The sequence below is a fragment of the Bacillus sp. MMSF_3328 genome, from assembly GCF_030733525.1.
Taxonomy (GTDB): domain Bacteria; phylum Bacillota; class Bacilli; order Bacillales; family Cytobacillaceae; genus Bacillus_AB; species Bacillus_AB infantis.
This window is the reverse complement of the sequence record NZ_JASHIV010000021.1, coordinates 32705-58143: the sequence shown is the minus strand read 5'-3', so window position 1 is coordinate 58143 and position 25439 is coordinate 32705. Positions and strand designations below refer to the sequence as shown.

General features: G+C 45.0%; 20 protein-coding genes. All 20 read right to left on the bottom strand.

Annotated features, from left to right (window positions below; genetic code table 11):
- Positions 1-4: 4 nt before the first annotated feature.
- The 20 genes from RBB45_RS22280 to RBB45_RS22185 all read right to left on the bottom strand — a co-directional run bounded on the left by RBB45_RS22280 (position 5) and on the right by RBB45_RS22185 (position 25221).
- Positions 5-1198 carry an iron-containing alcohol dehydrogenase gene (locus RBB45_RS22280; protein WP_306010377.1) on the bottom strand — a complete coding sequence of 398 codons (1194 nt, stop codon included), beginning with the start codon at positions 1196-1198 and terminating at the stop codon, positions 5-7.
- Positions 1198-2298, bottom strand: a complete 1101-nt coding sequence (locus tag RBB45_RS22275) for an Ldh family oxidoreductase (RefSeq protein ID WP_371931654.1) — start codon at positions 2296-2298, stop codon at positions 1198-1200. Before RBB45_RS22275 ends, RBB45_RS22280 begins: the two co-directional genes overlap by 1 nt.
- Positions 2270-2962, bottom strand: a complete 693-nt coding sequence (locus tag RBB45_RS22270) for an RraA family protein (RefSeq protein WP_306010375.1) — start codon at positions 2960-2962, stop codon at positions 2270-2272. The genes RBB45_RS22275 and RBB45_RS22270 overlap by 29 nt, the downstream gene beginning before the upstream one ends.
- Positions 2963-3045: 83 nt before the next feature.
- Positions 3046-4068, bottom strand: coding sequence for a LacI family DNA-binding transcriptional regulator (locus tag RBB45_RS22265; RefSeq protein ID WP_224949188.1), 1023 nt, complete (start codon positions 4066-4068; stop codon positions 3046-3048).
- 83 nt (positions 4069-4151) lie between these two features.
- Positions 4152-5051 carry a carbohydrate ABC transporter permease gene (locus RBB45_RS22260; protein WP_022544457.1) on the bottom strand — a complete coding sequence of 300 codons (900 nt, stop codon included), beginning with the start codon at positions 5049-5051 and terminating at the stop codon, positions 4152-4154.
- A gap of 11 nt (positions 5052-5062) precedes the next feature.
- Entirely contained in the window at positions 5063-5953 is an 891-nt protein-coding gene (locus RBB45_RS22255; protein WP_306010374.1) for a carbohydrate ABC transporter permease, read from the bottom strand.
- Between the two features lie 93 nt (positions 5954-6046).
- The gene (locus RBB45_RS22250) at positions 6047-7348 is read right to left on the bottom strand and encodes an ABC transporter substrate-binding protein (RefSeq protein WP_306010373.1); all 1302 of its coding nucleotides are present in this window, start codon (positions 7346-7348) and stop codon (positions 6047-6049) included.
- A gap of 99 nt (positions 7349-7447) precedes the next feature.
- Positions 7448-7915: an RpiB/LacA/LacB family sugar-phosphate isomerase gene (locus RBB45_RS22245; protein ID WP_306010372.1), complete on the bottom strand. Its 468-nt coding sequence runs from the start codon at positions 7913-7915 to the stop codon at positions 7448-7450.
- A 31-nt stretch (positions 7916-7946) separates the two neighbouring features.
- The gene (locus RBB45_RS22240) at positions 7947-8810 is read right to left on the bottom strand and encodes an NAD(P)-dependent oxidoreductase (RefSeq protein ID WP_306010370.1); all 864 of its coding nucleotides are present in this window, start codon (positions 8808-8810) and stop codon (positions 7947-7949) included.
- Between the two features lie 182 nt (positions 8811-8992).
- Complete coding sequence (locus RBB45_RS22235; RefSeq protein WP_009792789.1) at positions 8993-9724, bottom strand: RraA family protein; 732 nt, start codon at positions 9722-9724, stop codon at positions 8993-8995.
- 707 nt (positions 9725-10431) lie between these two features.
- Positions 10432-11118, bottom strand: a complete 687-nt coding sequence (locus tag RBB45_RS22230; RefSeq protein ID WP_306010369.1) for an N-acetylmannosamine-6-phosphate 2-epimerase — start codon at positions 11116-11118, stop codon at positions 10432-10434.
- Positions 11102-12637 carry a DUF4127 family protein gene (locus RBB45_RS22225; RefSeq protein ID WP_306010368.1) on the bottom strand — a complete coding sequence of 512 codons (1536 nt, stop codon included), beginning with the start codon at positions 12635-12637 and terminating at the stop codon, positions 11102-11104. Before RBB45_RS22225 ends, RBB45_RS22230 begins: the two co-directional genes overlap by 17 nt.
- Positions 12638-12655: 18 nt before the next feature.
- A complete protein-coding gene (locus RBB45_RS22220) occupies positions 12656-13612 on the bottom strand; it encodes an acetylxylan esterase (protein WP_306010367.1) in 957 nt (318 codons plus the stop codon).
- Positions 13613-13686: 74 nt separating this feature from the next.
- Positions 13687-15366, bottom strand: a complete 1680-nt coding sequence (locus RBB45_RS22215; RefSeq protein ID WP_306010366.1) for an ROK family protein — start codon at positions 15364-15366, stop codon at positions 13687-13689.
- A 12-nt stretch (positions 15367-15378) separates the two neighbouring features.
- Positions 15379-17958, bottom strand: a complete 2580-nt coding sequence (locus tag RBB45_RS22210) for a glycoside hydrolase family 38 N-terminal domain-containing protein (protein ID WP_306010365.1) — start codon at positions 17956-17958, stop codon at positions 15379-15381.
- Entirely contained in the window at positions 17959-19305 is a 1347-nt protein-coding gene (locus RBB45_RS22205) for an FAD-dependent oxidoreductase (protein ID WP_306010364.1), read from the bottom strand.
- Positions 19306-19338: 33 nt separating this feature from the next.
- Entirely contained in the window at positions 19339-20163 is an 825-nt protein-coding gene (locus tag RBB45_RS22200; RefSeq protein ID WP_306010363.1) for a carbohydrate ABC transporter permease, read from the bottom strand.
- 17 nt (positions 20164-20180) lie between these two features.
- Positions 20181-21119 (bottom strand): carbohydrate ABC transporter permease, encoded by a 939-nt coding sequence (locus tag RBB45_RS22195; protein WP_224903642.1) that lies wholly within the window; start codon positions 21117-21119, stop codon positions 20181-20183.
- Positions 21120-21348: 229 nt separating this feature from the next.
- The gene (locus RBB45_RS22190; RefSeq protein ID WP_306010362.1) at positions 21349-22680 is read right to left on the bottom strand and encodes an ABC transporter substrate-binding protein; all 1332 of its coding nucleotides are present in this window, start codon (positions 22678-22680) and stop codon (positions 21349-21351) included.
- A gap of 177 nt (positions 22681-22857) precedes the next feature.
- The gene (locus RBB45_RS22185) at positions 22858-25221 is read right to left on the bottom strand and encodes a glycoside hydrolase family 10-like protein (RefSeq protein WP_306010361.1); all 2364 of its coding nucleotides are present in this window, start codon (positions 25219-25221) and stop codon (positions 22858-22860) included.
- Positions 25222-25439: the final 218 nt, after the last annotated feature.

The window sequence follows — 25439 nt, the reverse complement described above, 5'->3', positions numbered from 1 at the left end:
TAAATTAACCAATCACTGCTTCTTCTTTGTTAAGTGCTACCATAGCTCCACGACAGATATTCTTCAAATCCTCTTTTGTCGGTTTTACAGGATTGACCGGTACATTCCCGGATTGCATGGCTTCATCCACTATAAAATCTAAATGTTTTTCCTCGAGACCATAATCTGATAATGTTTTTGTAATTCCAATATCTTTATTTAACTGCCGGATTGCAATAACAGCACGCTCCGCAGCTTCTCTCGTTGTTAAATGGTCTATTTTCTCTCCAAAAATACCAGCAATTTCAGCAAACTTTTTTGTATTGCCAATTAGATTGAATTGCATCACCTCTGGCAATAGAATTGCATTTATTACCCCATGAGGTATTTTAAAGTGGGCACCTAATGGCATTGCAAGAGCATGAGCAAGCCCCAGTCGGGTTGAACTGAATGCCATTGCCGCAATCGTGCTGGCCATTAACATATCATGTCGTGCATCAATGTTTTCACCTTGGATAACAGCTAATCTAAGACTCTTTGATATCAGCTTCATTGATTGTACAGATAATCCTTCAGATATTGGCTGGGTTGCTTTATTAACATAGGATTCCAGTGCATGTGTAAGTGCATCCATACCTGTTGCAGCTGTTATGTGCGGTGGCAATGATAAAGTTAACTCAGGATCACATAATGCTAAATTTGGACAAACATACATGCTGCCAACACTTAATTTTGCCTGTGCAGATGTATCGGATAAAACTGCAAATCTTGTCATTTCGCTTCCAGTCCCGGATGTAGTTGGGATTGCAATTACAGGTGCACCAGGTTCGGTAACTTTATCTAATCCCACATAATCTCTTATGTTCCCAGCGTTCCTTAACATAAGGCCAATAGATTTTGCTGTATCTAAAGCGCTGCCTCCACCAACGCCAACAACAATATCGCATCCTGTCTGCCTTGCGATTTCTAATCCCTTATCAACTGATTCGATAGATGCCTCTACCCCTACTTCAGTAAATCTGATAAATGGTATCTCCGCATCTGCAAGAGGCTGTTCAACTCGACGTACAATTCCTGCCTGGAGTACGCCCGGATCTCCTACCACCAGTACTTTTTTACCTCCTAGAGCTTTTACATGTCTATGGAGTTCATTAACATAGCCTCTGCCAAACTCGATGACTGTTGGAATCTCATAACGAAAAGAAGTTAAAGTTAACATTATTTAAGCGCCTCCTTATGTTGATCTGCCTCTGAAATTATTGCATTCATCAAATTTACACTATACTGGTCACCAATTAGCCTTAATTCTTCCACAACTTTACTTGGCAGCTCAATTCCATTTTTCTTTCGTTCCTTCACTTTAATTGACTCGATTTCTCCTGGAATATAAATCTTATCTACTCCAATTGCCCTTGGTTCAGCTTTAATTTCTCTCAAATACATGTCAATCCGCTTCTTAAATGTTTCAATTGGCATAAAGCTATTAATATCGATGGCAAGAAAGAAATGTCCGACATTTTGTGGATCATTCCAGTTTTCATACATATTATTCACATACCTTCCAAATCCAGCACCCGTTAAAACTCCGGCCAGAATATCTATAAACATAGAAATCCCATACCCTTTAGGTCCACCCAGAGGCAATACAGATCCTTCTAATGCATCCTGTGCATTTGTGGTTGGATTCCCATGTTTGTCTATTGCCCATCCCAAAGGTATGTCTTCTCCTTTTTGAGCTGCAACAATAATCTTGCCTCTTGCCACTACACTTGTAGCCATATCTAAAATAAATGCCTCCTCTTCGCCAGCAGGAACCCCTATGGCTAAAGGGTTGGTTCCAATAAAAGGCCTGACCCCTCCTGTTGGTGGCATTGTTTGTGATGCATTTGATAAGACCAATAGAATCATATCTTTTTCAATAGCTTTAGATACGTAGAAAGCACCTGTTCCAAAATGGTTTGAACCTTTAACTCCTACGATTGCAGCTCCTTTTTCTTTCGCTTTATGTAAAGCAAGATCAAGAGCTTTGCTGCCGACAATGGCACCCAATTGATTATGGCCATTCACTAATGCAGTAGCATCAGTTTCTTCCTCAATAGAAATTTCAGCAAAAGGATTCATCATGTTTTTTTCAATTCTCTTTATATAAATATCTGTACGAACGACACCGTGCGAGTCTATTCCCCGCAGATCGGCTTGAATTAACGACTCAGCTACAGTCTCAGCATCTTCCCTCTTAACACCTGCCTTTATAAAAACATCTGAGCAGAATTTCTGAAGTTTTTCCCAATCAAATTTTTGAGATACTCTCAAGTTCACATCCCCTTTTCTGTAATGTTTCATCAATCCAGCTTCGGTCAATCGTTCCATTTTCTATCGATTCGAAAATTTCAGACTCTTTTACTTCCTGTGCTTTTACTTTATATAACAATTCTTCAGCATTTTCCTGCGGGATAACAGCGATTCCATCCTCGTCCCCAATAACCAAATCCCCTGGATTCACACACATTCCATCAATTGATATGGGTACATTTATTTCCCCTGGACCATCTTTATATGGGCCTCGGTGGGTAACGCCGACAGCGTAAACAGGAAAATCCCCTTCTGCAAATGCTTTCGTATCGCGAATGGCCCCATCAATGATAAATCCGGTAATTCCATTGCGTTTTGCAATGCGGAGCATAATCTCACCAACAATTGCGTTCGTTGTATCCCCGCCTGCGTCAACCACAATTACGTCACCAGGCTCAGCAAGATCAATGGCTTTATGGACCAGTAAATTATCGCCGGGCCGTGTCTTAACAGTAACAGCTGTTCCTATCAGCTTCCCTTTTTTATGATAAGGCCGAAGCTTTGCCCCAATGGCATGCATACGATTCAAATTGTCGCTAATATGAGGGGTTACAACACTTCTATATTGTTCGATTATCTCTTTACTCACCCTATTTTTAATAGGCAGCACACGAAATCCAATATTGTTCATTATGGACCCTCCTCAGTTTAGTAGAATGCCCGGGCTAATTAGTTCCGGATTTTATTTCTTATTACCGTTTTATAACTTTTACATTAATAAGATTTATCAGCACCACAAGACTTCCTTATGATTAAATTAGGTTCTAACGATACAACTTTTTCAGCCATCTGGTCTTCTTTCCCTTCAATTAGATAAATCAACTTTTTAGCTGCTATAGTGCCCATTTCATACGATGGCTGATTAACCGTAGTAAGCGGGGGATTTAAATGCTTTGCCCAAACTGTTTCATCATAACCAATAAGCCCCAAATCTTGAGGAACCATAATCTGCTGGCTTTTTATACCTTCCAGGATACTCAGTGTCATCATGTTATTTGTCGAAAAAATTGCATCTGGACGATCAGGAGAATTAAGTAAACGTTTTACTGCTTCCTCAACTTCTCCTGCTTCTTCCCCAACTATTTGAATAAGAGACTGGTTTACTTTAATACCATTGTTTATAAGGGCTTGCTTATATCCTTCTAACCGCTCAAGCCTTGGACTTATTTCGGCTGGAGGGTATAAAAATATGGCGATTTTCCTTCTCCCTGTCTGGATGAGATGTTCAATCGCTACCCTGGCACCTTTAATGTTATCCACTGTAACCATATGAACATCTTGATCATATAGTTTTCGATTCATTAAAATAAATGGAAATTTGTTATCTGTTAATTTTTTATAAAGCAATTTATTTTTCAGAGTGGGGTTAATGATTAAGCCATCAAGCTGGTGCATCTGAAGCGAACGGATATGTTCCTCCTCCAGTTGCCCATCTTCATTTGAGTTACAAATCATCAGGTTATACCCGTAGCTTCTGCAAGTATCTTCAACCCCTTCTAATACACTGGACCAGAATTGATTCTGAAGTTTTGATAATATAATGCCTATGACATTTGTTTTAGTAGACTTTAAGCTTCTTGCAAGTGCATTGGGTTTATAATCAAGTTCTTCTATTACCTTCAATACTTTATTCACTGTCTCTTGTGTGTTTTGTTCGTGATTGCCATTAATAATTCTGGAAACTGTTGATTTGGAAACACTAGCTTTTTTTGCTACATCTGAAATTGTAACCTTCATGGTATTTACCTCATTTCCGCTGATCAGAAATACATTTTTAAGTATTAATACACGTATTTATAATTCATACGTTAGTAATGATCTTATCCTTTCACTCCGCCAGCTGTTATTCCTTCAATCAAATACTTTTGGAAGAAAATGAAGATAATAAACAGCGGAATAAGAGATAGTGTTGACATTGCAAACAATGCCCCCCATGAATTTTGGCCCATTGCATCCAAGAACATTCTCAGTCCTAATGCAACAGTGTATAATTTAATATCACTTAAATAGAGAAGCTGACTAAAGAAATCATTCCATGTCCATATGAACGTAAAGATAACTGTTGTTATAACTGCAGGTAATGCAAGAGGCATGATCAAAGTGTAAAACATTCGAATCGGGCCACAGCCATCCATTTTTGCAGCTTCATCCAACTCCTTTGGAATAGAGCGGATAAATTGAACCATCAGGAAAATAAAGAATCCGTCAACAGCTAAGAACTTAGGTAAAATTAACGGGATATAGGTGTTGATCCATTCCAGCTTGTTGAACATGATATATTGGGGGATTACTGTAACATGAAATGGAAGCATCATGGTAACCAGCATTACTCCGAATAGAACCTTTTTAAACTTGAAATCAAGTCTTGCGAAGGCGTATGCAGCCATTGAACAAGAAAACACTGTACCAATCGTACAAAAGATAACTAAGATAAAAGTGTTTAAAAAGAATCTTCCAAAAGAAACCCCTGATAATCCCGTCCATCCTTCTATATAGTTATCGAAATTAAAGTTTGTAGGTAAAAAAGAAACTCCTTTAAAAATTTCTGTTGGTTCTTTAAACGAACTGCTGACCATCCACAAAAGAGGGTATAACATGACTAAGCCAATTGCTATTATAATGACATGCAATAGCAGTTTCTTTGGCTGAAACTTCTTTTTGCTAATTTGGTTAAATTCTGCGGCACTCTGAATCGATTCAGCTGCTCTGCTCGTCTCCATCCCATTCACCTCTATTCTTGGTAATACACCCATTTTTTAGATGAAATAAATACAATTGCTGTCACAACTGAAATACAGGCTAACAAAAACCATGCCATTGCAGATGCATAGCCCATCTGAAATTGAGTAAAGCCCTTCTGATATAGATACAGTGTGTAGAATAATGTTGAATCAAGCGGCCCGCCCTTGCCTCCACTTACGATATAAGCAGGAGTAAACGCCTGGAACGCACTAATTATTTGCATAACAAGATTAAAGAAGATGATTGGTGTGATTAATGGGAGTGTAATACTAAAGAACTGTTTTACTGGCCCGGCACCATCAATGAGAGAAGATTCGTATAGTTCAACAGGCACTTGCTTTAATCCTGCCAAAAATATAACCATCGGTGCTCCGAATTGCCAAATAGTCAAAATAATCAGCGTGTAAAGTGCTGTATCAGGAGAAGATATCCAGTTCTGCCCCTCAATGCCAACCAGTGCTAAAACCTTATTTATTAATCCTTCGCCGCCGAATAACTGCCTCCATAGCAAAGCAATAGCAACACTGCCGCCAAATAATGATGGCACATAATAAATCGCCCGGTAAACCTGCAGTCCTTTTAAACCACGATTCAATAGTACTGCAACACCTAATGCAAACCCTAATTGTAATGGAACCCCTAAAAATACATAGATCAATGTTACCTTCACACTTTTTAGCCACTTAGCATCATTAAACATTTCGATGTAATTCGATAAACCAATCCATTCGGGCGCTGTGAACATATCATAACTAGTAAATGAAAAATATAGTGATGCAGCCATTGGTATAACACTTAATCCTATTAACCCAATCAGCCAAGGTGTTAAAAAAAAATATCCTACCCAATTCTTCTGCCAGCTGCGTTTCAGCGATTGCATACAAACCCCCTCCTTCATGAATGAGGGGCGCCCTATTCTTTGATCTTCTAATAGATCTATCAATCCAGGCAGCCCGCTCACTTTTTTCTAGGTTTATTTCAAGATACTTTCAGCTAATTCAATAAAATCCTCTGCTGCCTGTTCAACTGTTTTTTCCCCGAAGCTAATGGCACTGGCATTATCTGCAAATGCCTGTTCAACCTCATTTACACCAAGAGGAGCATATGCTGCAGGTCTTGCATACTTGACAGTCTCCTGAATATAGTCAACCGCTCTTTGCTGTGCCGGTTCTAATAATGGTTTTACGAAATCCTGCATTTCTGTCGAACCTGGAGCACCTTGCTCTACTTTAAATAGCTCCAAGGCTTTTTCTTCATTTACAAAGAAATCAATAAACTTTGCCGCTTCATCAGGATGTTTTGATTTCTCTGTGATGCTCAGGTAGGCACCTTCGATATATTCTCCTGATTCACCGCCAGCTTTTTGCGGCATTCTTACTATCCTAATTTCACCTTCATCAAATTGCTCCTGATAAAGGTGAATTTGGTTAGCAGGAATCTGCTGTAAGCCTGTTTTACCTGAGACAAATAGGTTTTGCTCAAGTGGGGCACTTTCATATTCAGTCATTGTTTCAGCATCGGGAATCAAATTTTCTTTTCTCAGCTTATCCCACATTGACCACCATTCAACAACTTCCTCTTTACCGAAAGCGATTTTGCCTTCATCGTTAAATAGATCTTTTCCGCTTTGACGCAGGAAATACCGGAATACTGGCTGAAGCTGGCCTCCGCTCATATTAGCAGCTCCCCAGATCTCTCCGTTTGATGCTTCATGGATTTCTGCCACTTTATCAACGAAATCATCATACGTCCAATTTGCGTCTGGATAATCAATTCCCAGTTTGTCAAATAAAGCAGTATTATAAGCCCAGCCTGGCATAGTGACACCCTTGGCTACCATAAACAAATCCTCTCCGACTTTGCCGCTATCAATAGTAGTCTGAGGGAAGTTCTCTAAATTTATCTTTCCAGTATCCACTTGGTCCTTTAAGTTTAGCAGTGCATTTCTTCGGGCATAATCAGAAACATAGAATTGGTGCATGCTTACAACATCCGGTGCATTTCCGCCGGCAACTTGAGTAGCTAATCGATCCCAATAATCATTCCAGCCGCCGAATTCACGTTTAACTGTAATATTAGGATTTTCTTTCTCAAATCTGTCTACGATTGAATTATAGATTTCATTGCGCTTTGTATCTCCCCACCAAGAGAAGCGGATTTCTACCTTTTCACCAGAATTACTGCCGTCTGATGATGATTTTTCTCCGCCTGAACAGGCGGATAAAATCAGAAAAGCAGATACAACCAAAAATAATAACGCTTTCATTTTAACCATTTTCATTCCCCCATTAGTAATTGGGTTGCCCCGAATGTTGATCATGTTATATTTGCAGGCTATTATTAAATTTTTATGATTCAATGAATCTTGCTCTACTTAATCTGCATTGAATTCACGGCTGGATCTCAGCTCAAGTTGTTCCAGTTTCTCTACTCTTCGCAATAAATGTTCTTCCGGGCTGAAAATAGCATTCACAAAAGACTTTATCAAATCCTCAGCAAGCCACGGGCCGATGATTTGTGCTCCTATGCACATGACATTTACATTGTCATGTTCAACAGACTGGTGGGCTGAATGAATATCATGGCAAACCGCGGCCCGTATACCATTTATCTTATTAGATGCTATTGCTGCCCCCACCCCTGTACCACAAAATAAGATACCTCTTTCTGATTTTCCAGAACGGACAGCATCACAGATCTCACTTGAAATGTCCGGAAAATCCACTGTTTCGCCGGAATAACAGCCATAATCCACAACATCACAACCAATGGTTTTAAAAAAAGGCAATAATGCTATTTTCATTTCAAAACCACAATGATCGCTTCCAATTGCAATATGCATCCTATATCTCCTTCAGATTAAAATATCCTCTTCAGGATGAAAGCGAGGATCTGCCAACTGCTGAGAAATCTTTTTCACCAGCGTCTTTTTCGGATTGTTTAAATAGATCAAGTACATAGTTTGCGAGCGGGAGCTGCTTGCCGTTCCCTTCATTTACAGCAATTTGGATATCTTTTTTCATAAGATTCAGCTTAAAGCCCGGCGTGAAATCTCTTCTTATAAGACCATCCATTTTATTTTCCAGCATCCATGAATTTCCTGAACTGCTGCCAACAACCGCCTTAAGCTTATCCATATCAATTTCAAGCTTCTCTGCCAGCGCAACAGCCTCTGCGGCGGCAGCCATGTGAATGCCTGCTAACATTTGATTTATTGCCTTAATCGCTTTTCCGTCTCCCACTGAACCAACCAAATAAATATTTGTAGCCATTGATTCTAGTATCGGCCTTAATCTTTCAAGAACGTCAGCATCCCCGCCAGCCATGACTGTTAATGTGCCATTTTCTGCACCGGCTGTACCGCCGCTTACTGGACCATCCAAAACAGGTATTCCTTTTTGCTGATAAGCAGCGTGGACCTTTTTCATCATTTCCGGAGATCCTGATGTCATTTCAATCAAAAACTGACCGGGAGTAAGCACATTAAGGACCTCTTCTGATAATAAAACACTTTCCATTTCCTTATCCGCAGGCAAAATACTGATTATAACTTCAGAATTCGATACAACATCAGCAGCGGAAGAATGTTCAACTGCCCCCATAGAAGTTAATTCTTCTACAGGCTTACGATTGTTATGTGCAGTTATATGGAGATCATAACCATTTTTTTGAAGATTTTTAGCCATTGGAAGACCCATTGCTCCAAGCCCAATAAATCCAACACGTTTATTTTTCACTTTTCATTCCCCTCTCAGAAGATTGAATTTTCAAATATTAAAGGATGTACCTCTGTTGTTTTTTTTATAAAAACACTTTATGATATTTGTATAGTATAGTTTTGAAGCCGATTTAAAAAAGTTGTTTTCATACCACTTTTTTAATCGGCCCTTTTTATATAATGCCTGATAAAGATTACTGATTAACCTTCATCTGAAACTGTTTCATCTAGTTCCCAGCCAAGGTTTTTATAATGCTTCCCTCTGCTCTTTTTATCATTCGATAGCTCCTGATGAGCATATTTCGCAACTTCTTTAGCTAACTTTTGAGGAACCGCCACAATACCATCACCATCTGCAACTATTACATCCCCCGGGTAAATTGCAACTCCGCCGATAGCTACCGGAATATCCTTTGAATCAAAGCGGATGCGTGTTTGATTCATGCCTTGTGAAGTAAATTCAGACCAAACCGGAATCCCTTGCAGAATACATTCATCTGTATCCCTTATTCCTCCCCCGTTCAAGAGATAACCTTCTACACCTCTTGCTTTAAAGTCCAGAGTATTATCAGAACCAAGAAGGCCTACATCAACACCACTCATATCCAGGACAACAAAGTCGCCTTCCTCAATATCTTCCTTCCAAGGGTAATTACCCACTTCATTGTAGTACCAGCCAACCCATTTTGAATATTCCTCTCCAGTAACTCTTGGATTTGGACCTTCAAAAGGTAAATAGCGGGCAGTGCGGGCAATTCCAACAGCTCTTGTACGGAATAATGGTTTGAATTTATGATTCACCGTTCCATAACCTTGCATCCCTACCCAATCTAATCCATCACGAACATCACAGACTCGTAAATCTTTATACAGCTCCAGGATTTCTGCACGATCAATTGTTTTTTCATTTCTTACTGTTTGATCTGTTGACATTTAGTTCTCTCCCTTTGTTTTAATATTTTTAAAGCTGCCATTTTCTTTAGCAACGTGTTACTTTGTTCGAAAGAGAATTCACCTCCTTAAAAGAAAGCGCTTTAAAAATTTACTTTTTTAATAAATGCTTGCGCATTTATTAGCTTACTGGCAGAGTTGAAAGTTCTTTAGAAGGCATATAAACGGAAGGAAGAATGGGGCTGAACGATTTTGGAAATCGTTTTTGGAAACCGTTTTTGGAAACCGTTACCCTACAATCTAAACAATACATATCAAGCAGAATTTAGTCAATTAATTTTTTTAATTTTCAAAACAATGTAAATAGTTTTATTTTTCGGATAAAACATTCTGCTTCATTTAGCTTAGATTCTTGATTATGCTTTCCTTTTATAGCAAAAAGTCTGAAGCTATTATAATGAGATTTAATTATTACAATATATTAATATTTTTTTGAAAAAATATTGATCATCCTACAGAAAAAGATATAAAAAGATCTGACGAAATTCTGTCAGATCTTTTTCTACTAATTAAATATTGATTTAATTTTTTTATCGTCTCATCTAATTCCCAACCCAGTTTCCTATAATCAAGTGGTGCCAGATACCATCAAGAAAAAAAGAGTAAAGCATATTTCACTTCACTCTCTGTGAAACTATTAATGTGGAACAAGATTTTTCGGGAGGTACCTGTCACCACTACTACCGCTACTACCGCTTTTCCGCCATCCCCACAACAAACCGCTCCGTAATCTGCTGCGGCCTCGTAATCGCTCCCCCCACCACAACGGAGTGCGCTCCATATCGCAGTACTTCCCCTGCCATTTCCGGTGTAAGGATATTCCCCTCAGCAATCACCGGCACGTTAACGGCTTCAGCAACGTCTCTTAGAAATTGAAAGTCATTGTGGTACAGCTTTTTTCCTGCTGTTTCTTCTGTGTATCCGTGCATGGTGGTTCCGACGCAGTCAAAGCCGAGTTCTTCTGCGCGGATACAGTCTTCAACGGTGGCGCAGTCTGCCATCCATTTTTGTTCAGGGAAGCGGGCTTTTGCTTCCTGCATGAATGCAGTGAGCTCTAGTCCCCCCGGGCGCAGCCGGCTGGTGGCATCCACAGCGATGAGGTCGACACCCGCTTGGACGAGCTCTTCGACTTCCTTTAAAGTGGGAGTGATATAGACTCCAGATCCCTCGTACTCCCGCTTGATGATCCCGATGATAGGCAAATCTACATATTCCTTAATTGCTTTAATATCCGCTACTCCATTCGCACGGATGCCCAATGCTCCGCCTCTTTTGGCAGCATCGGCCATGCGCTTCATGATTTCCGGCCCATGCAGCGGTTCATCCTCCAGTGCCTGACACGAGACGACCAGTCCTCCTTTAATTACCTCCAGCATTTTTCTCACTCCTTGTAAAAGATAGTCCGCATTCGAACATCCGGTTCCATGGCGCAAAGGTTGTGACCTTTGCAAGCTCTTTGTCTTTGAAGCTATGCAGGATCAGCTTTTTGAAGCGGCCGGTCATTCTCCGGTCGCGCTCTGCGTTCACATGGCGGGCTGATTCTTTTAAGTTAAAATAGTCCAGGTCCTGCTGTGGAAGGAAATCCGATACCATTTCCATCCGGACCTCTGCCTGGTAGAAATAATCATCAAGCAGATGATAGATGATATTCTCCCTGATCGTTTCGGGATCTCCATCAAGTCCTATGACTCCCTGGCAGATCGTTGTACCAAGTGTATTGCAGTTCGTGTTCCAGCCTTTATAGGAAAGAAGCTTATCCAGCACTTCTTCTTCATCAAGCAGGACAATCAGCTCGCGGTCCCCGCCATTTGCATAAGCGGAATCTGCAATGATGACTTTTTTTCCATCCTCTATAAACCTCTTAATTCTATCCACAAACGTGAGCATATTCCGGAAGCTTGTGTAGGTGATATCTTTTTTGTCCTGTTCCCATGACTCCTGCATCACCCGTCCCGGGGTATTGATGGCCAGGATCAGGTCTGCTTCCTCCGGCTGCTCTGTCAGCTGGCAGCCTGCCGCTATCACATGGGCCTTCAAGCTCTCGGCAAAAGGACGGTCCTCATACAGAGGAATCAGCTGCGGGCCAAGCGTGCTGCTCCAGAAAGGATAGATTTGGAGCTTTTGCCCTTTCAGCTCGCTGTAAATTCTCGCAAGCAGTGTAGCTCCCACTTCATCTGCGCCCGGATACATCTGGACTTTCTTATAAAGGCGGAGCTCCTCCCGCCTGGCAACAACAGCCTTCTGATCCAGCGCGGTATAGCCGTATTCCGCGCTGTCATCCTGCGGAATGGAGAGAAAGTCAATGACACCTTCTGAGACAAGCTCGATCATTTTAAGATTCATAGATAAGTTGAAGCGGCGGCGTTTTTCATAATCTTGTATGTATTCTCCGGGCAGCTTCCTGCTGATTTCCTCGAGCTGCTGTTTTTCATCATCTGTGAGCATCTCCCTGTCCTGCTTATCCAACAGCCAGGCACGAAGGAAAATTTCGCGGCCCCAGTGCTCATAATAGTCCGGCTCTTCATCTCCGGAGCTGTATTTGGGGGTCCTCATGATCAGATTGGAGGCAAAGATCGGGAGTGCGGGATGGTCCGCTTTCAAAGACCGCAGCCTTTCCATCCACACATCAGCAGCTTTTTCCTTTAAAAAATGAAGCCTTGAAGGAAGCAGGCCACCATATACGAGCATATCGATGCTTAAAATGAGGGCATCGGCATCCTTTACTGCTTCCTGAAGCCAAGTCCATAATGCCTCTGTATCAGCAGGCTGCCGTTTTCTGCCCAGCAGGTCCATTTCCGGTGCTGCTAATTCGATCTCTTTTGATGACTTGGCAATCATCTCGACAAAGCCGATATTGCAGGGGCGTTCATCAATCGGAAGATAGACGATTTTCATGGCCGGCACCTCTTTTCTCTATTTTTTTAGCCTTGAAGACATAAACTTCAGCTTTTCCTCTTCATGGACAGCCGGGACTTCATGGGCGTATTCCGGATAGGCCCGTATTTCTTTTGGCCCGCCGAGATGGTTGAACAGGGCAAATGCACCGGATGGGGGACAAACGATGTCTTCCAGACCGGCTGAAAGAAGGACTGGACATTCAATCATGCTGGCCATGTTCATGCAGTCCACATAACTGAGCGTCTGATATACCTGCTCTTCCGTTTGATGAAGAGGATCATGAACTTTGAAGTAGTGGGAAATCTCCTGATACGGTCCTTCCGAGGAAAGCTCCACGGAACGCTTGAAATGGGTGAGAAAAGGGATGTCGGCGAGTGCAAGCAGGATGTCATCCTGCAGGGCGGCTGCGGCAATCGCCAGTGCACCTCCCTGGCTTCCGCCTTCCACAAACACACTTCTCTTCCTCGACAGTTCCCTGACAGCATCAATGCTGCGGAAGCAGTCCATATATACCAGGCTGTAATAATATTGATCGGGATCCATCAGGCCGAGTGTCATCCAGCCTCCCGGACCTCCATTCCCATAATGATTTCTATCTGGAGACAGGACATTTTGTCCCCGCACCTCCACCATCAGTACAGGAATCCCCTGAATCACGTGCTTGAAGCTGTAATGCGGCTGCAGCGTGTTCCAGTTATAGCCGTGAAAAATCACTGCCGCTGGAGTGTCCGTTTCCGTTGATTCCGGTGCAACATACACCCCATGGATGCGGGAGTTCCGGAACCCGTCAAAATAAATATCATATACTCTCATTCCCGGAACCGGATAAACCCGCTCCATTACTTCTATATTCAGCGGATATTGACTGTTCTCCTCAATCCGCTTTTTCCAAAATGACTCAAAATTATCCTGCCTGGTCTGGGCAGGCTTGTAATGCTGCAGCTCCTCAAGGGGCATATTAAAAAGGTTCATCTCCCCACTCCTCTCCAAAAAAACAGGAGCAGGAACCGTCCTCATGGCCGTTACCCCTCCTGCTCAGGTTTAGATTAAATGATTTCCTTCCGTTCCTTCTGCTTTATGCCGGCCTGAAGCTCCTTCAAGATGATGTCAACCAGATAAAGGGCCGAGACCTCTTCGATCGAGCTGCTGTCACCGGCAATGTCCCCTGCAGATGGAATCAGCAGGCGCAAGTCTGAGGCATGAGCCAGGGGAGAGTCCTGCTGGCTTGTAATCCCGATCGTTTTGCAGCCGGCTTTTTTGGCCGTCTCCAGTATGCCGATGACCTCTTGGGCATAGCCGGTCGTGTTCAGTCCAACAACAGCTGTTTTCCTTGTGAGGGTTTGGACACTCATCTCCATTTGGTAAGGCGTCAGAAAAGCATCGGCTCGGATTCCGAGCTTTAACAGCTTAAACTTAAGCTGCTCGGCAACATGGGACATTTCATTGATTCCATAGAGATAGACCTGCTCTGAGCCTGCGACGAGTTTGTTTAGTTGTTCCATATCATTCGTGATGTGAAGCGCATCAAACTTTTTCAGCATGCTGGAGTAGGTTTCTTTTACTTCCGTAAGGCCCGGCATATCAGATTGCTCATGCAGCCTTGTGCTGACAGAGGCTTCCTTGGCCATCAGGCGAAGTTTATTATAAGAGCCAAACTCCAGCTTCTGGCAGAAGCGGGTAATGGTCGCTTCTGACACATTGATCTGCTTCGACAGCTCGGAAATCGTCTTGTTCGGGACCGATTCTACATTTGAAATAATATATTTGGCAATCAGCTCTTCCCGTTTGGTGAGCTTATGCTTATTTGATTCAATCATCGTAGTGATGCTTTTCAAAGGCTGCAGGGTTTCCTGCAGCAGGAAATGGCGCAGGGCACCGATCATCCCGGCATCGTTAAGGTTCCGGGCAATCTCGATTTTCGTCTGGCTGAGGATCGGCTCGATAATATCCTTTTTCAGATGCTTCTTGATAATCGGATACAGATAGTCCTTCTGAACGGTGATTCCCCCGCCTATGATGATCATCTCTGGATTCATCATATAGGCGATCGTGGCAATCCCTTTAGAAAGATAATAGGCCAGCCGCTCGATTTCCTCTTTGCACACCTCATCCCCAGCCTGGGCTTTTTCAAAAATCAGCTTGCCATCGAGTTCACTTTCCTCCATGCCAGTTCGCTTTGCGACATTTCGAATCAGCGTCCTCGTTGAGGCGAGCTCCTGAAACTGGTCTCCCTCAATAGGGATATAGCCGATTTCCCCGCCGCTGAAGCTGTGGCCCGTGTGCAGCTTGTTATCGAGAATATAGCTTCCCCCGATGCCGGTTCCGACCGTCAGGCAGAAAAGGCTTTTGGCATCCTTGCCTGTACCGATCCAGGATTCGGCAAGGCCGGCACAGTTAACGTCATTTTCAACCTCGACCGGCAGGCCGAACCAGCTTTCGAGCTCCTGCTTCACTTTCATTCCCGTATACTCAGGAATCAGGTCTGAAGCATAAAGGATCTCACCTTTTTTGGAATCAACCTGCCCGGCAGAGCTGATGCAGATCCCGCTGATATCATGCTGAGCCATCAGCTTCTTTCCGAATGCCTTCACTTTTTCTATGATGGCGGTTCCGCCCAAAAATGCCTCAGTCGGGGATTCGAACTTTTCCATGAAGGTTCCATCCTCGGCTAATACGCCGTATTTGAGCAAGGTCCCGCCTATATCAAATGCAATAAACTTTCTCATATCGATCACCTTCTATTTCATGGGATGGAGTAGGAGGCCTTGCGGATGGGCCTTTCTTTTTATGCGAATGGTCTTGATTTGCTTCGGCTGCAAGGAGAGAGTCAATTCGCGTTCCGCTGTGAATTCAGTGACCGTTTCCCCTGTAAAATCAACCTCTGACACTTCCGTTGGCAGAAAGCCAAAAATAAGTGCTGTACTGGCTTCTTCATCAGAAGGATTAAAAAGCCTGATATCGAATGAATCTTCTTCTTTTACCATAAACGATGAGAATGCAATCATATTGGAAGAGAGCTTAAAAAGTTTCTGTTCCTCTTTCTCTTCACATGACTGCTGAACGAGCACGGGCTGACGCATCACTTTGGCATGGTTCAGGGAGTGATGCTCCCTGCCGAGGACAAGAGCGTACTCAAACTCATAAGTCCCGATGCATTGCGCACCTGGCGTTTCGAACCCCGGTCCCGCTCCGTTTCCGCGTGTCCTGAGGTCGCGCCTTGAAAGCCAGCCGACACTCCGGATCATGGTAAGGAAAATCCTATCATTTCCTTCGAACTCATCCACCTCATATTCCTGCAGGCCCCGGTGCACCAGCTGATGCTCGTTCGCCATGGCGGAAGAATACGTGGGATACTGATTCATCACGGCTTCCTTATTTTTGGGCATATCAAAGTTTTTCTCGCGAAGCGTTTCTCTTTTTATAAGATCAAAGGCTGTGTCTCCATAGCTGTAATCCGCTCTGCCTGACGCAAAGCCGACACGCAGCTTCTGGTCTCTTGCCTTGTTTTCGACTGTTGTTTTAAAACTAATCGTTCTTCTGCCTTTATTAAGTGTGATAATGGTGGTCATCATGTTCATGACCGTATCCGCACCCGCCCCTGTCCTGCTATCATTCAGGGAAGCAGGCAGCGTCAATTCGTACTCAAGGACAGCAGACTGGAAGGTATCTCCCTTGGTGATTTCCCTGACCCGGGCAAGAACCGCTCTGCTTTCCACATCATTCACTGGCGGAGAGTAATTATAGGTATCTCCCGCATCCAGGGATGACAGGAACTGGTGCTGATCATGGTGGACCGTGCCTGTTTCCAGGTCTGTGATGATCAGACCGTGCCGGTCCCATTCCACTTTATAATAGTCGTTCCTAATGCTTTCTGCTTCAGCCGCCTGAACTGCACGAGCTTCTTTTTCCACAAGCCCGATCTTCACTCTCTTAATCTCAGCCCCATCAAAAGGCATCTCAAAAGCAACCTCGTAAACGACATATTCTCCATAATTCGGCTCTGCCAGGATGTCGTGCAGAAACTCCTCACGCTGCTCCCTGCTTATGATGTCAAAAGCAATTGCAGCATCATCTTGATAGAGCTCGATGGATCCACGGTCCAGCTGAGCGGGCACTCTGACCGCTGCCCTGACTGGATATATATCGGCAATGGGTGTGCTGTTGATTAGATAGAGATAGGGATTCTCTTTCTTGCTGTCCAAAAACTCAAAAGGGTACAAGCCGTTCAAGGTGTCCCGCGAGAACTGGCGGATCGCGCCCAGCACCTTTTTGGACCTTGTCTCCATTTCATCATGGACCTCATCTACACTGCAGCCGCAAATGCTGTCATGAGGCTGGTTCTGCAGAATCAGCTTCCACACATATTCCATAAAATGTTCTGACCGGCTGCTGGCGTTCGTCCAGACGTTCAGCGCTTCCATCACCCCGATGGCCTGGTCCTCGCACATCTGGTTCTGGTTCTTCAAATAAGTCCTGGTTGACAGGACGCCCGGTAAAATAAAGATTTTGGAAGGATCACGCTGCTCGCCATAGATCTCCCCCACGGGCTCTTCTCCTTTATAGGACTCTATAAATTCAGACATCAAGGACTGCTTGAACTTGATCCCGGGATTCTGCTCTTCAAGTCCCTTAATCCGCTCCTGTAAATCAGGAGCCGTAAATGTATGGTCCGCTCCGTTCATCACCAGCGCTTTGCCAAAGGTGAGGTAGAGCGAGCTGCCTTCCAGATAGGCTTTTGTTTCTTCCGCGTAGACATCATGCTTAAGGAAGGTTTGGTAGTATCCTTCAAACAACGGGAGGACAAAGGTGAACACCTTGCTGCTGTCCGGCCCTTCCCATGTATTTTCGAAATGGTCTGAAACAGCTCCGCGGAAAATAAGTGCCGTGCCAATGCCTGACTGCTTGAGAATCTGCGGCATCTGGCTGATATGCCCGAAGGTATCAGGCAGATAGCCGATATCGCAGGATGAGCCGGCAGCCTTTGCCATCTTCGTCCCGATCTCCAGGTTCTTAATCATGGACTCTCCGGAAACGAGGAATTCGTCCGCCAGCAAATACCATGGGCCTGCTTCAATTTTTCCATCCTTTATATAAGAAAGAAGCTTTTGATATTCTTCTTCCCCGACTACTTCACGATAATCGTCCAGGACAATCGTCTGGCCGTCGAGGAAAAAGTTTTCGATTTTCCCTTCCTCAAGCAGGGATTGGATATAGCGCAATCCGTTCCTGAGCTTGTAGCGGAACTCTTCAAATGTTTCATACCATTCCCGGTCCCAGTGGGTGTGATTCAAAATATGTACTTCTCTGACATTTTCCATTCACTGTCCCTCCAGCTTCTTTTTCAGGATGCTGCCATCAAGCTTGTTCAGGTCCGTCTTTTCCCGGATGGAAACGGCACAGGCGAGCCCGGCGGCCTGGCCCATATCCCTCACGGTCGGCTGGATCCTTAGAGAAGCCTGCATCAGAAACGTACTGGAAATATGGCGGCCGACCGCAATCAGATTATCCACCTCAAAGGTGATCAGCGAACGGTAGGGAATTTCATAATACTCTCCCTTTGAAAGCTTTGCTTCCTCAATATTTTCAGTTGTGACACTATGCACATCAATATACCAGTCTCCGCGGGCAATTCCGTCCTCGAAACGGGCCCGGTTCACATAATCCTTTTCTGTCATCGTATATTGGCCGGCAATCCGCCAAGATTCCCTGATGCCAAGCTGGGTGGCTTCTTTCAGCAGGAAGGCATGCTCAAAGCCCGGCATATACTTTGGTAAAAATTTCACAAGCCTCCTGATCATTTCCCTGCCTTTGGTCACCGCTTTTGATCTCAGCACCGGATCGGTCGTCTGATGGATGCCCGGGACATGCGGACAGTTAAAAGACATTGCTGTCGGCTTCCCCGGCTGGGTGAAAGCCTGAAAATAGCGGAGGTCTTCCTCCTGTAAGTCCCCATTTTCAAGGCCTTCCCGGAAAAGAGGCTCCAGCTTATGTCCCTTGCCAGGCACCATGGCGATTTCAAAAAAGTCAGGGTCCTCGATCTTGCAGAACGCTTCTCCCTGGGAAAGGACATATTTCCTGAGAGCTGCCACATCAATTCCCCCCATTTCAAACCGGAAGGAAATCTGCTGGTTCTCGCCATTTTTGTTCCCGGAATAGGCAGGCACGCCCGCCGAGCGGGAAAGAACGGCATCGGCTGTTGCATCAATAAACGTCTTTGCTTTGACTGCGGCCAGCCCGCTTGATGTATTGAGAACCACAAAAGTGATTCGTTTTTCTTCCTTCATGCAGTCCACATAGCTGCTGTCATAAAGAATCTCGCCGCCTCGCTCGGTGATGAGCTGCTCAAGGACAAAGCTTAGCGCCTCTACATTGAACCAGCTGCAGGTGGTAGTTCCATCATTTGTCCTGATATTTTCCTGATGAAGCCTGCTGATGATCAGGCTGTTGATTTTCTGTGCTTTTACGTAGGTTGGCATCATGGGAGAAACAAGGGAATTGGTTTGGGTGCCGCCAAGAGAAATCGTTTTTTCCACAATCAGTGTGGACAGGCCTTCCTCAAGAGCCGACAAGGCCGCAGCGGCTCCCCCGGTTCCCCCGCCGATAACGGCGCAGTCAATCTCATAAATGACCGGCAGCTCCCTGCCATAAAAAGATACAGTTTCCATCTGCTAAAAGCCTCCTTGTGGATCCGTGCTGGATCAGCCTTTGACTGCTCCGTCCGTTGCGCCTGAAATGAAATACTTTTGCAGCCAGATAAAAATCAGCAGCGTCGGGATCGTGGTCAGGATGGAGGCCGCGCTGATCAGCTTCAGGTTGGCGCCGTCGAAATTCTGCGACAGCTGTGCAAGCCCGATCGATAAGGTGTACATCGTGCTGTCCGTAGAATTGAGAAGCGGCCATAAATAATCTCCCCATGTTCCCATAAAAGTGAAAATCGCCAGGGTGACAAGGGTCGGTTTGACGAGCGGCAGGACGACCAGGTACCACACCTTGAACCGGTTGGCTCCGTCCAGGTAGGCGGATTCTTCCAGATCCTTCGGGATGCGCAAATATGCCTGCCTCATCAGGAAGATGCCAAAAGCGGTTGATACCTGCAGGACAATAAGCCCTACATGGGTATTGCGGAGGCCAAGCTCTCCAGCCAGCTGGAATAAAGGCGCCATATAAAGCTGGAAGGGCACCATCATGGTCGAAATAATCAGCGCGAGCACCACACTTCTTCCCCTGAAATCCATCCGGGCGAGCGGATAGGCTGCCAGGCTGCAGAAGAGAAGATTAAAGGGAATCGCAAGCCCTGTCACAATCACGGTGTTTAAAAAATAGGTACCGAAATTGGCTTTATCAAAGGCGGCAATAAAATTTTCAAAGGTTGGATTTTCGGGCAGGAAGGAGCCATAGATGCCCTCACCCGGTGATTTTGCTGCAATGAATAAGGTGATGAGGAACGGCCCGACGGTCACGATTGTGATGAGGACCATCGTTATATAGGCGACAGCTTTTTTTCTAAATTGGTTTGAATTCATTCTGCGTTCCCCCTTTATTAAGCTCTCAAATCATCTTCCCGCTTGCTGGTCAGCTTCATCTGGAGAAGCGATGCCCCAATGGCCATCACGAGCAGGACCAGTCCGGCGGCAGATGCAATGCTGACGTCCAGACTGTTGAACTTGGCATAGATATACATGACCAGGGTCGTGGTTGCACCGGCAGGCCCGCCCCCGGTAGTCAGCGCGATCTCTTCAAACACTTTCATGCCGGCGATGATCGTCATGACCGATACGAGTGTGATGGAAGGAGTCAGCATCGGCACGGTAATCCTGGTGAACTGCTGCCAGACAGAGGCGCCGTCAATACTCGCCGATTCATACACATCCTTTGGAATCGACTGCAGCCCGGCCAGATAGATGATCATATAATAGCCGAGGCCTTTCCAGATTGTGATGGCGGCAACAGCTGTAAGGGCTGTCGAGGATTGGACAAGCAGATTGGTCGGTGAGTCGAACAGGCCGATTTTGGCCAACAGCTCGGCAATCACGCCATTCTGCGAATACAGCATTTTCCACATCAAAGCGGCAACAACCATCGGGGTAATGACCGGCAGATAATATAAAACCCTAAAAACACCGGCGGCCCTGATCTTCTGGTTCACAAGGACTGCTAAAATCATTGGTAAAAAGACATTCAGCGGAAGCACAATCACCAAAAAGACTAGCGTATTGACGAAGGCGTTCCAGAAATCACTGTCTGTGAATATCTCTTTAAAATTGGCCAATCCAACAAATTCACCTGTACCCGCAATGATTTTATAGTCCAGGAAGCTCCATTTGAAAGCTTCAATGATCGGGTAGGCAAGAAAGGTGCCCAGAATCACGATCGACGGAAGCAGGAACAGCCATGGAGTCAGCGGCAGCTTGAACTTCTTGCGCTTTTTAGGTACGGATTTGATTTCAAGGTTTTGAAGTACTGCAGGTTCTCTGTTCATTTTGAACTCCCCTTTAAAAGAAACTCGGCGGCTTGCTCTCTATTGCTGAACAAATCCTTTTTATGACAATTATAGAATAACCGGGCATGTTCTGCGGCAGAAACATGAGAGACTAGCACTTTTTTATCAAAAGGCTAGTCTCTTGTCTGCAAAATTCATATAAGCATTGGCATAGTGAAGGTGAATGTTTCTTAAACGCTTCGCTATTTTCCCAGAATCTTAGCCTAGATTAGAATGTCACTTTCTCGCCGGATTTTTCGAATGCTTTATTCCATTCTTCTTCCAGCTGCTTCAATGCTTCCTCTGGAGTGATGTCTCCCTGGAGGTTTTTCGTGAAGATCGTCTTGGTTGCTTCACGAAGGTCTGCACTGTTTTCAGTTGGCGGGATCAGGACTTCTGCACGGCTAAGCGATTTGGAGGCTTCAAGCATGCCAAGGCCCTTTGGAGAATCGCCAGGGTTTGCAAAATAATCGTCTTCCAGTGATGCCTTTGCAGATGGAAGGACTGTTCCGGCTACTTTGGCAAACTCAAGCTGGTTCTCAGCATTGGTCACGAATTCAGCAAGAGCAACAGCCGCTTCCTTATTCTGTGTTTTGGCCGGTACAGCAAAGTTCATAACAGCTACGTTTACAGGAGCATCCGCATCATTCAGCGGCTGGCCTGCTTTCGATGCCTTGAATACATCAGGTGCACCAGATTCAACCGGGCCAAGGAATGTCACTCCGCCTTCGAGCATGGAGATGTTCCCGGCCATATACTGCTCCTGTCCTGTCTTGATAGAGCCTTCTGCCGCTTCCTGCGGGATGATTCCTTCTTTATACATCTTCTGAGTCACGTCAAAGAACTCAAGTATGTTTTTGTTGCCGGCCAGGTTTGCTTTCCCGTCTTTCACGATCGGCTCGCCATTAGACAAGGAAACCATTTTTTCCATGATCGTATTTCCGTCGTTGATCACCGGATAGTAAGCCGGTTTTCCTGTAGCTTCGGATACCTTTTTGGCAGTTTCATAGAGTCCCTGTAGGTCAGAAGGAAGTTCAGTTACGCCCGCCTGGCTGAAATGGTCCCCATTGTACCAGGAAACAGTTGTCGTCAGATACCAAGGCAGTGCATACAGTCCTCCATCATACTTTCCGGATTCAAACGGACCTTCCACATAAGCGCCATTTGCTTCATCGCTGAGTTCGTCTGTCAGGTCAAGCAGCCCGCCCTGTGCGGCAATATTGGACATATAGTGCGGGTTCAGGTTGACGAGATCCGGCACATCGCTTCCAGTAAGGGAAGTCAGCACCTTTTGTTCCATTTCATTCTGCGGGATATCCTGGATGACAACGTCCACTTCAGGATGCTCTGATTCGAAATCCTTCTCCAGATCCTTGAAATATGTATCAAACGGCTCCCCTGCCAAGGAAGCAGTCCACATGGTGACTTTTCCTGAAAGCTCCCCGTCCTTGGCTTGTTCTTTGTCTGTTCCGCTGCTTGTATCATCGCTGCTGCATGCTGCCAATCCTAAAGCCAGCATCGCTGTCATCGATCCTGCAGCCCACTTTTTAACAGTTTTCATTTGTATTTTTCCCCCTTGGAAAATAATTTAGAAAACGCTTCCATATTCACATTATAAATGCTCGCTTTTCTCCTTTCAATGCTTTTTGTAAATTATTTTTAATAATATTATTTTTTTGAAAATAATTTTCTAAAAAGGGATGAAACAGGCATATCCTGTTCATCCCCTATAGTCTCTTTAGTTTTGGCGGTCAAGGAAGTAGCTGACCCATTGCTTCGTATCTGCCAGCTGCACCTTCATCCGTTCGCCTACAGTAGAGGCAAGCTTCCCGGATTTTATGCTATGTTGAATTTTTGACTCTGCTTCCTCGAAAGCTTTTGAACTTTTCTCAGGATTTTTCCTGACAGATTTCTGGATATCCTGAAGCGCCTTGCGGATGTCATTGCCTTCTTTCCTAGCCAGCGCCCCTTTAGGAATATAAAGATGGTTGATCTCCTGCTGCATATCCTTCAGCACAGCATAGACTGCTTCAATTGGCTCTTCTCCAGGATTGACGGCCTTCTCACGCCACGGCCCTTTACCCAGTGCATCAACAGAAGGCGCACTCGCCTGGCCAAAGGCAAACATATTCACTCCGGCTGTTCCGTACTTGGCTGACATCACATCCTCCACACTCGCCATCTCACTCAAATGGTGATAGAAGGAATAAATGCCTGTATAATACATGGTCCCTTCCGGCATCAGCTTCTTGCTCGCCTGGACAGTGGATTGGATGCTGTTGAAGTCGTGTCCGTAAGCCTGCGGGATGACCCCGTCAATATCTTCCTGCCAGTCACTGATCAGGACGGCCTCAGGACCGGGCTCCGGTGTAGCGGTCAGCATGAATTTGGAATTGAGCTCCTTTGATTGGGTATGAAGCTGATCGACAAAATCATTCTCCCTCTGCTGAATCCAGCCGGCCCATTTTTCCCACTCTTCAGGCGTGCCTGTTGGACTCAGGTCCATTGGATCAATGCCGGTTTCCGCTTTATATAGTTCCCGGACCTTCCCGCTAAACCCATAGCTTTTTTCGAAAGGCTGGTGCGGATATCGCATATAGTCGATATTCAAGCCCTTGATTTCGTATTTGGACTGCATTTCTTTATAAATATCCAGCATGAAGGTTTGAACCTCCGGCTGGGCAATATCCAGCCAGTAATAGTTGCTTGAAGTATCCGGCTTTGGTTCGCCTGTTGTATTGGAGCGCTGGATGGCTGCCCATTCCGGATGCACCTGGAACTGGGATGGCAATCCAAGAGAAGAGTGGCCGATCATGAACCCATCTGTCCATGCCTGCACCGAAATGCCCCGCTTCTTCCCTTCCTTGATATAAGCCTGAAGCAGATCGCTGCCATACTGGCCATAGTCGGCATTCCTGAAGTTAGGATGCTGGGCCGGCAGACCATATTCGGTCATCGTTTCACTAGGATAGATGGTATAGCCCCAGAAAGTGGTTTCCAGATAAACAGAGTTGAAGCCTGCTTCCTCCATCCGGTCAAGCACCTGGTTAACGCCAGCAAGAGTCGTCTCCTCAGGACGGTACCAGATCGCCCTTTGCTCAGCGGCATGGGAAGGAAGAGAATAATAATAAGCATCATAAGCCAGTTGTGTTGCCTGGCGGGTAAGATCAAGAGCCAGAACCGGGTCAGCAGCATTGACTTTTTCGGCTTTTGCCAGAATGGTTTTTGCTTTTTTGATAGCTGCCTCCGCTTCTTTCAACGCCACATCCAGGTATTCCGCTTTTGCTTTTTCAATCGAGCTTTCCGCTTTAGTGATGGATTGCCTGCTCTGGAACTGGAAGCTTTCCACATCCTGCACAATCTCCACCACACCATTTTCATCCACAGTCACTTTTGCACCGATAATACTATTGCCGGAAATCCAGCTTGAAGCGACTCCATGGCCGCTGACAACAAACCCATTTTCCGGTATAGCTGAATTGCCGCCGCCAAGCTTCGTGACAAAGCCGTCTTCAACTGTTATCTCATAGCCGTAAGGATTTGTTTTCGTTGAGCTGCCAAACTCAGAGGTATACACAATCAGCTGATCAGGGCCGCGGAAACCGTCAAAAGGGGCTCCTGCCGGATTGGATTCCCGGGTCGGATCCACTGAATTAGACTGCATTTCAGTCCGTTTTTCAGCAGGTTCATAGAGAGTGACCGTTTCACCCTTCTCGAGCTGCTCCAAAAACCCTTTGATTTCAGCAGTCGTAGAACTCCCTGTTGAAAGCACTAGACCTTCTTCCGGAATGGCACTGTCCCCATCCGTCTCCCTGGCAACCCGGTATGTATTAATCCCCGTCTTCTCCAGGACCACCTCAGTGCTGCCTTTAGCCGTTTCCGTATAATAGCTGAATGTGTCATTAAACAGGACTAGCTTATTCCCGTTCGTCCGGTTATTCACATCATTCACCCTCAGCCAATCCCCCGACTCATCCTTCACACTCATGACGTCATCAGGGACATTCGCCTCCGCTGACACCTTTCCGCCTCCACCAAATGATGAGACTAATAGACTTGAAGCAAGAGCCGTTCCGCTTAGCACCTTCAATGATTTCTTCAACGTGATTTCCTCCCCTTCAGAAATTCGCACCCCTTTAATTGGCAGCGCTTCCACTACAGTATAAACAGGGAGGAGCATGGAATTCAATCAAAAATGTAACTTATTTTCAATATTATTTATTTTTTGAAAATATATTTCTTTATGAGCCAGGGGGACAGGTCCCTTGGCTCATTTTTAGACTGGGCCATGGGACCTGTCCCGGTGGTTCAATTCTAATG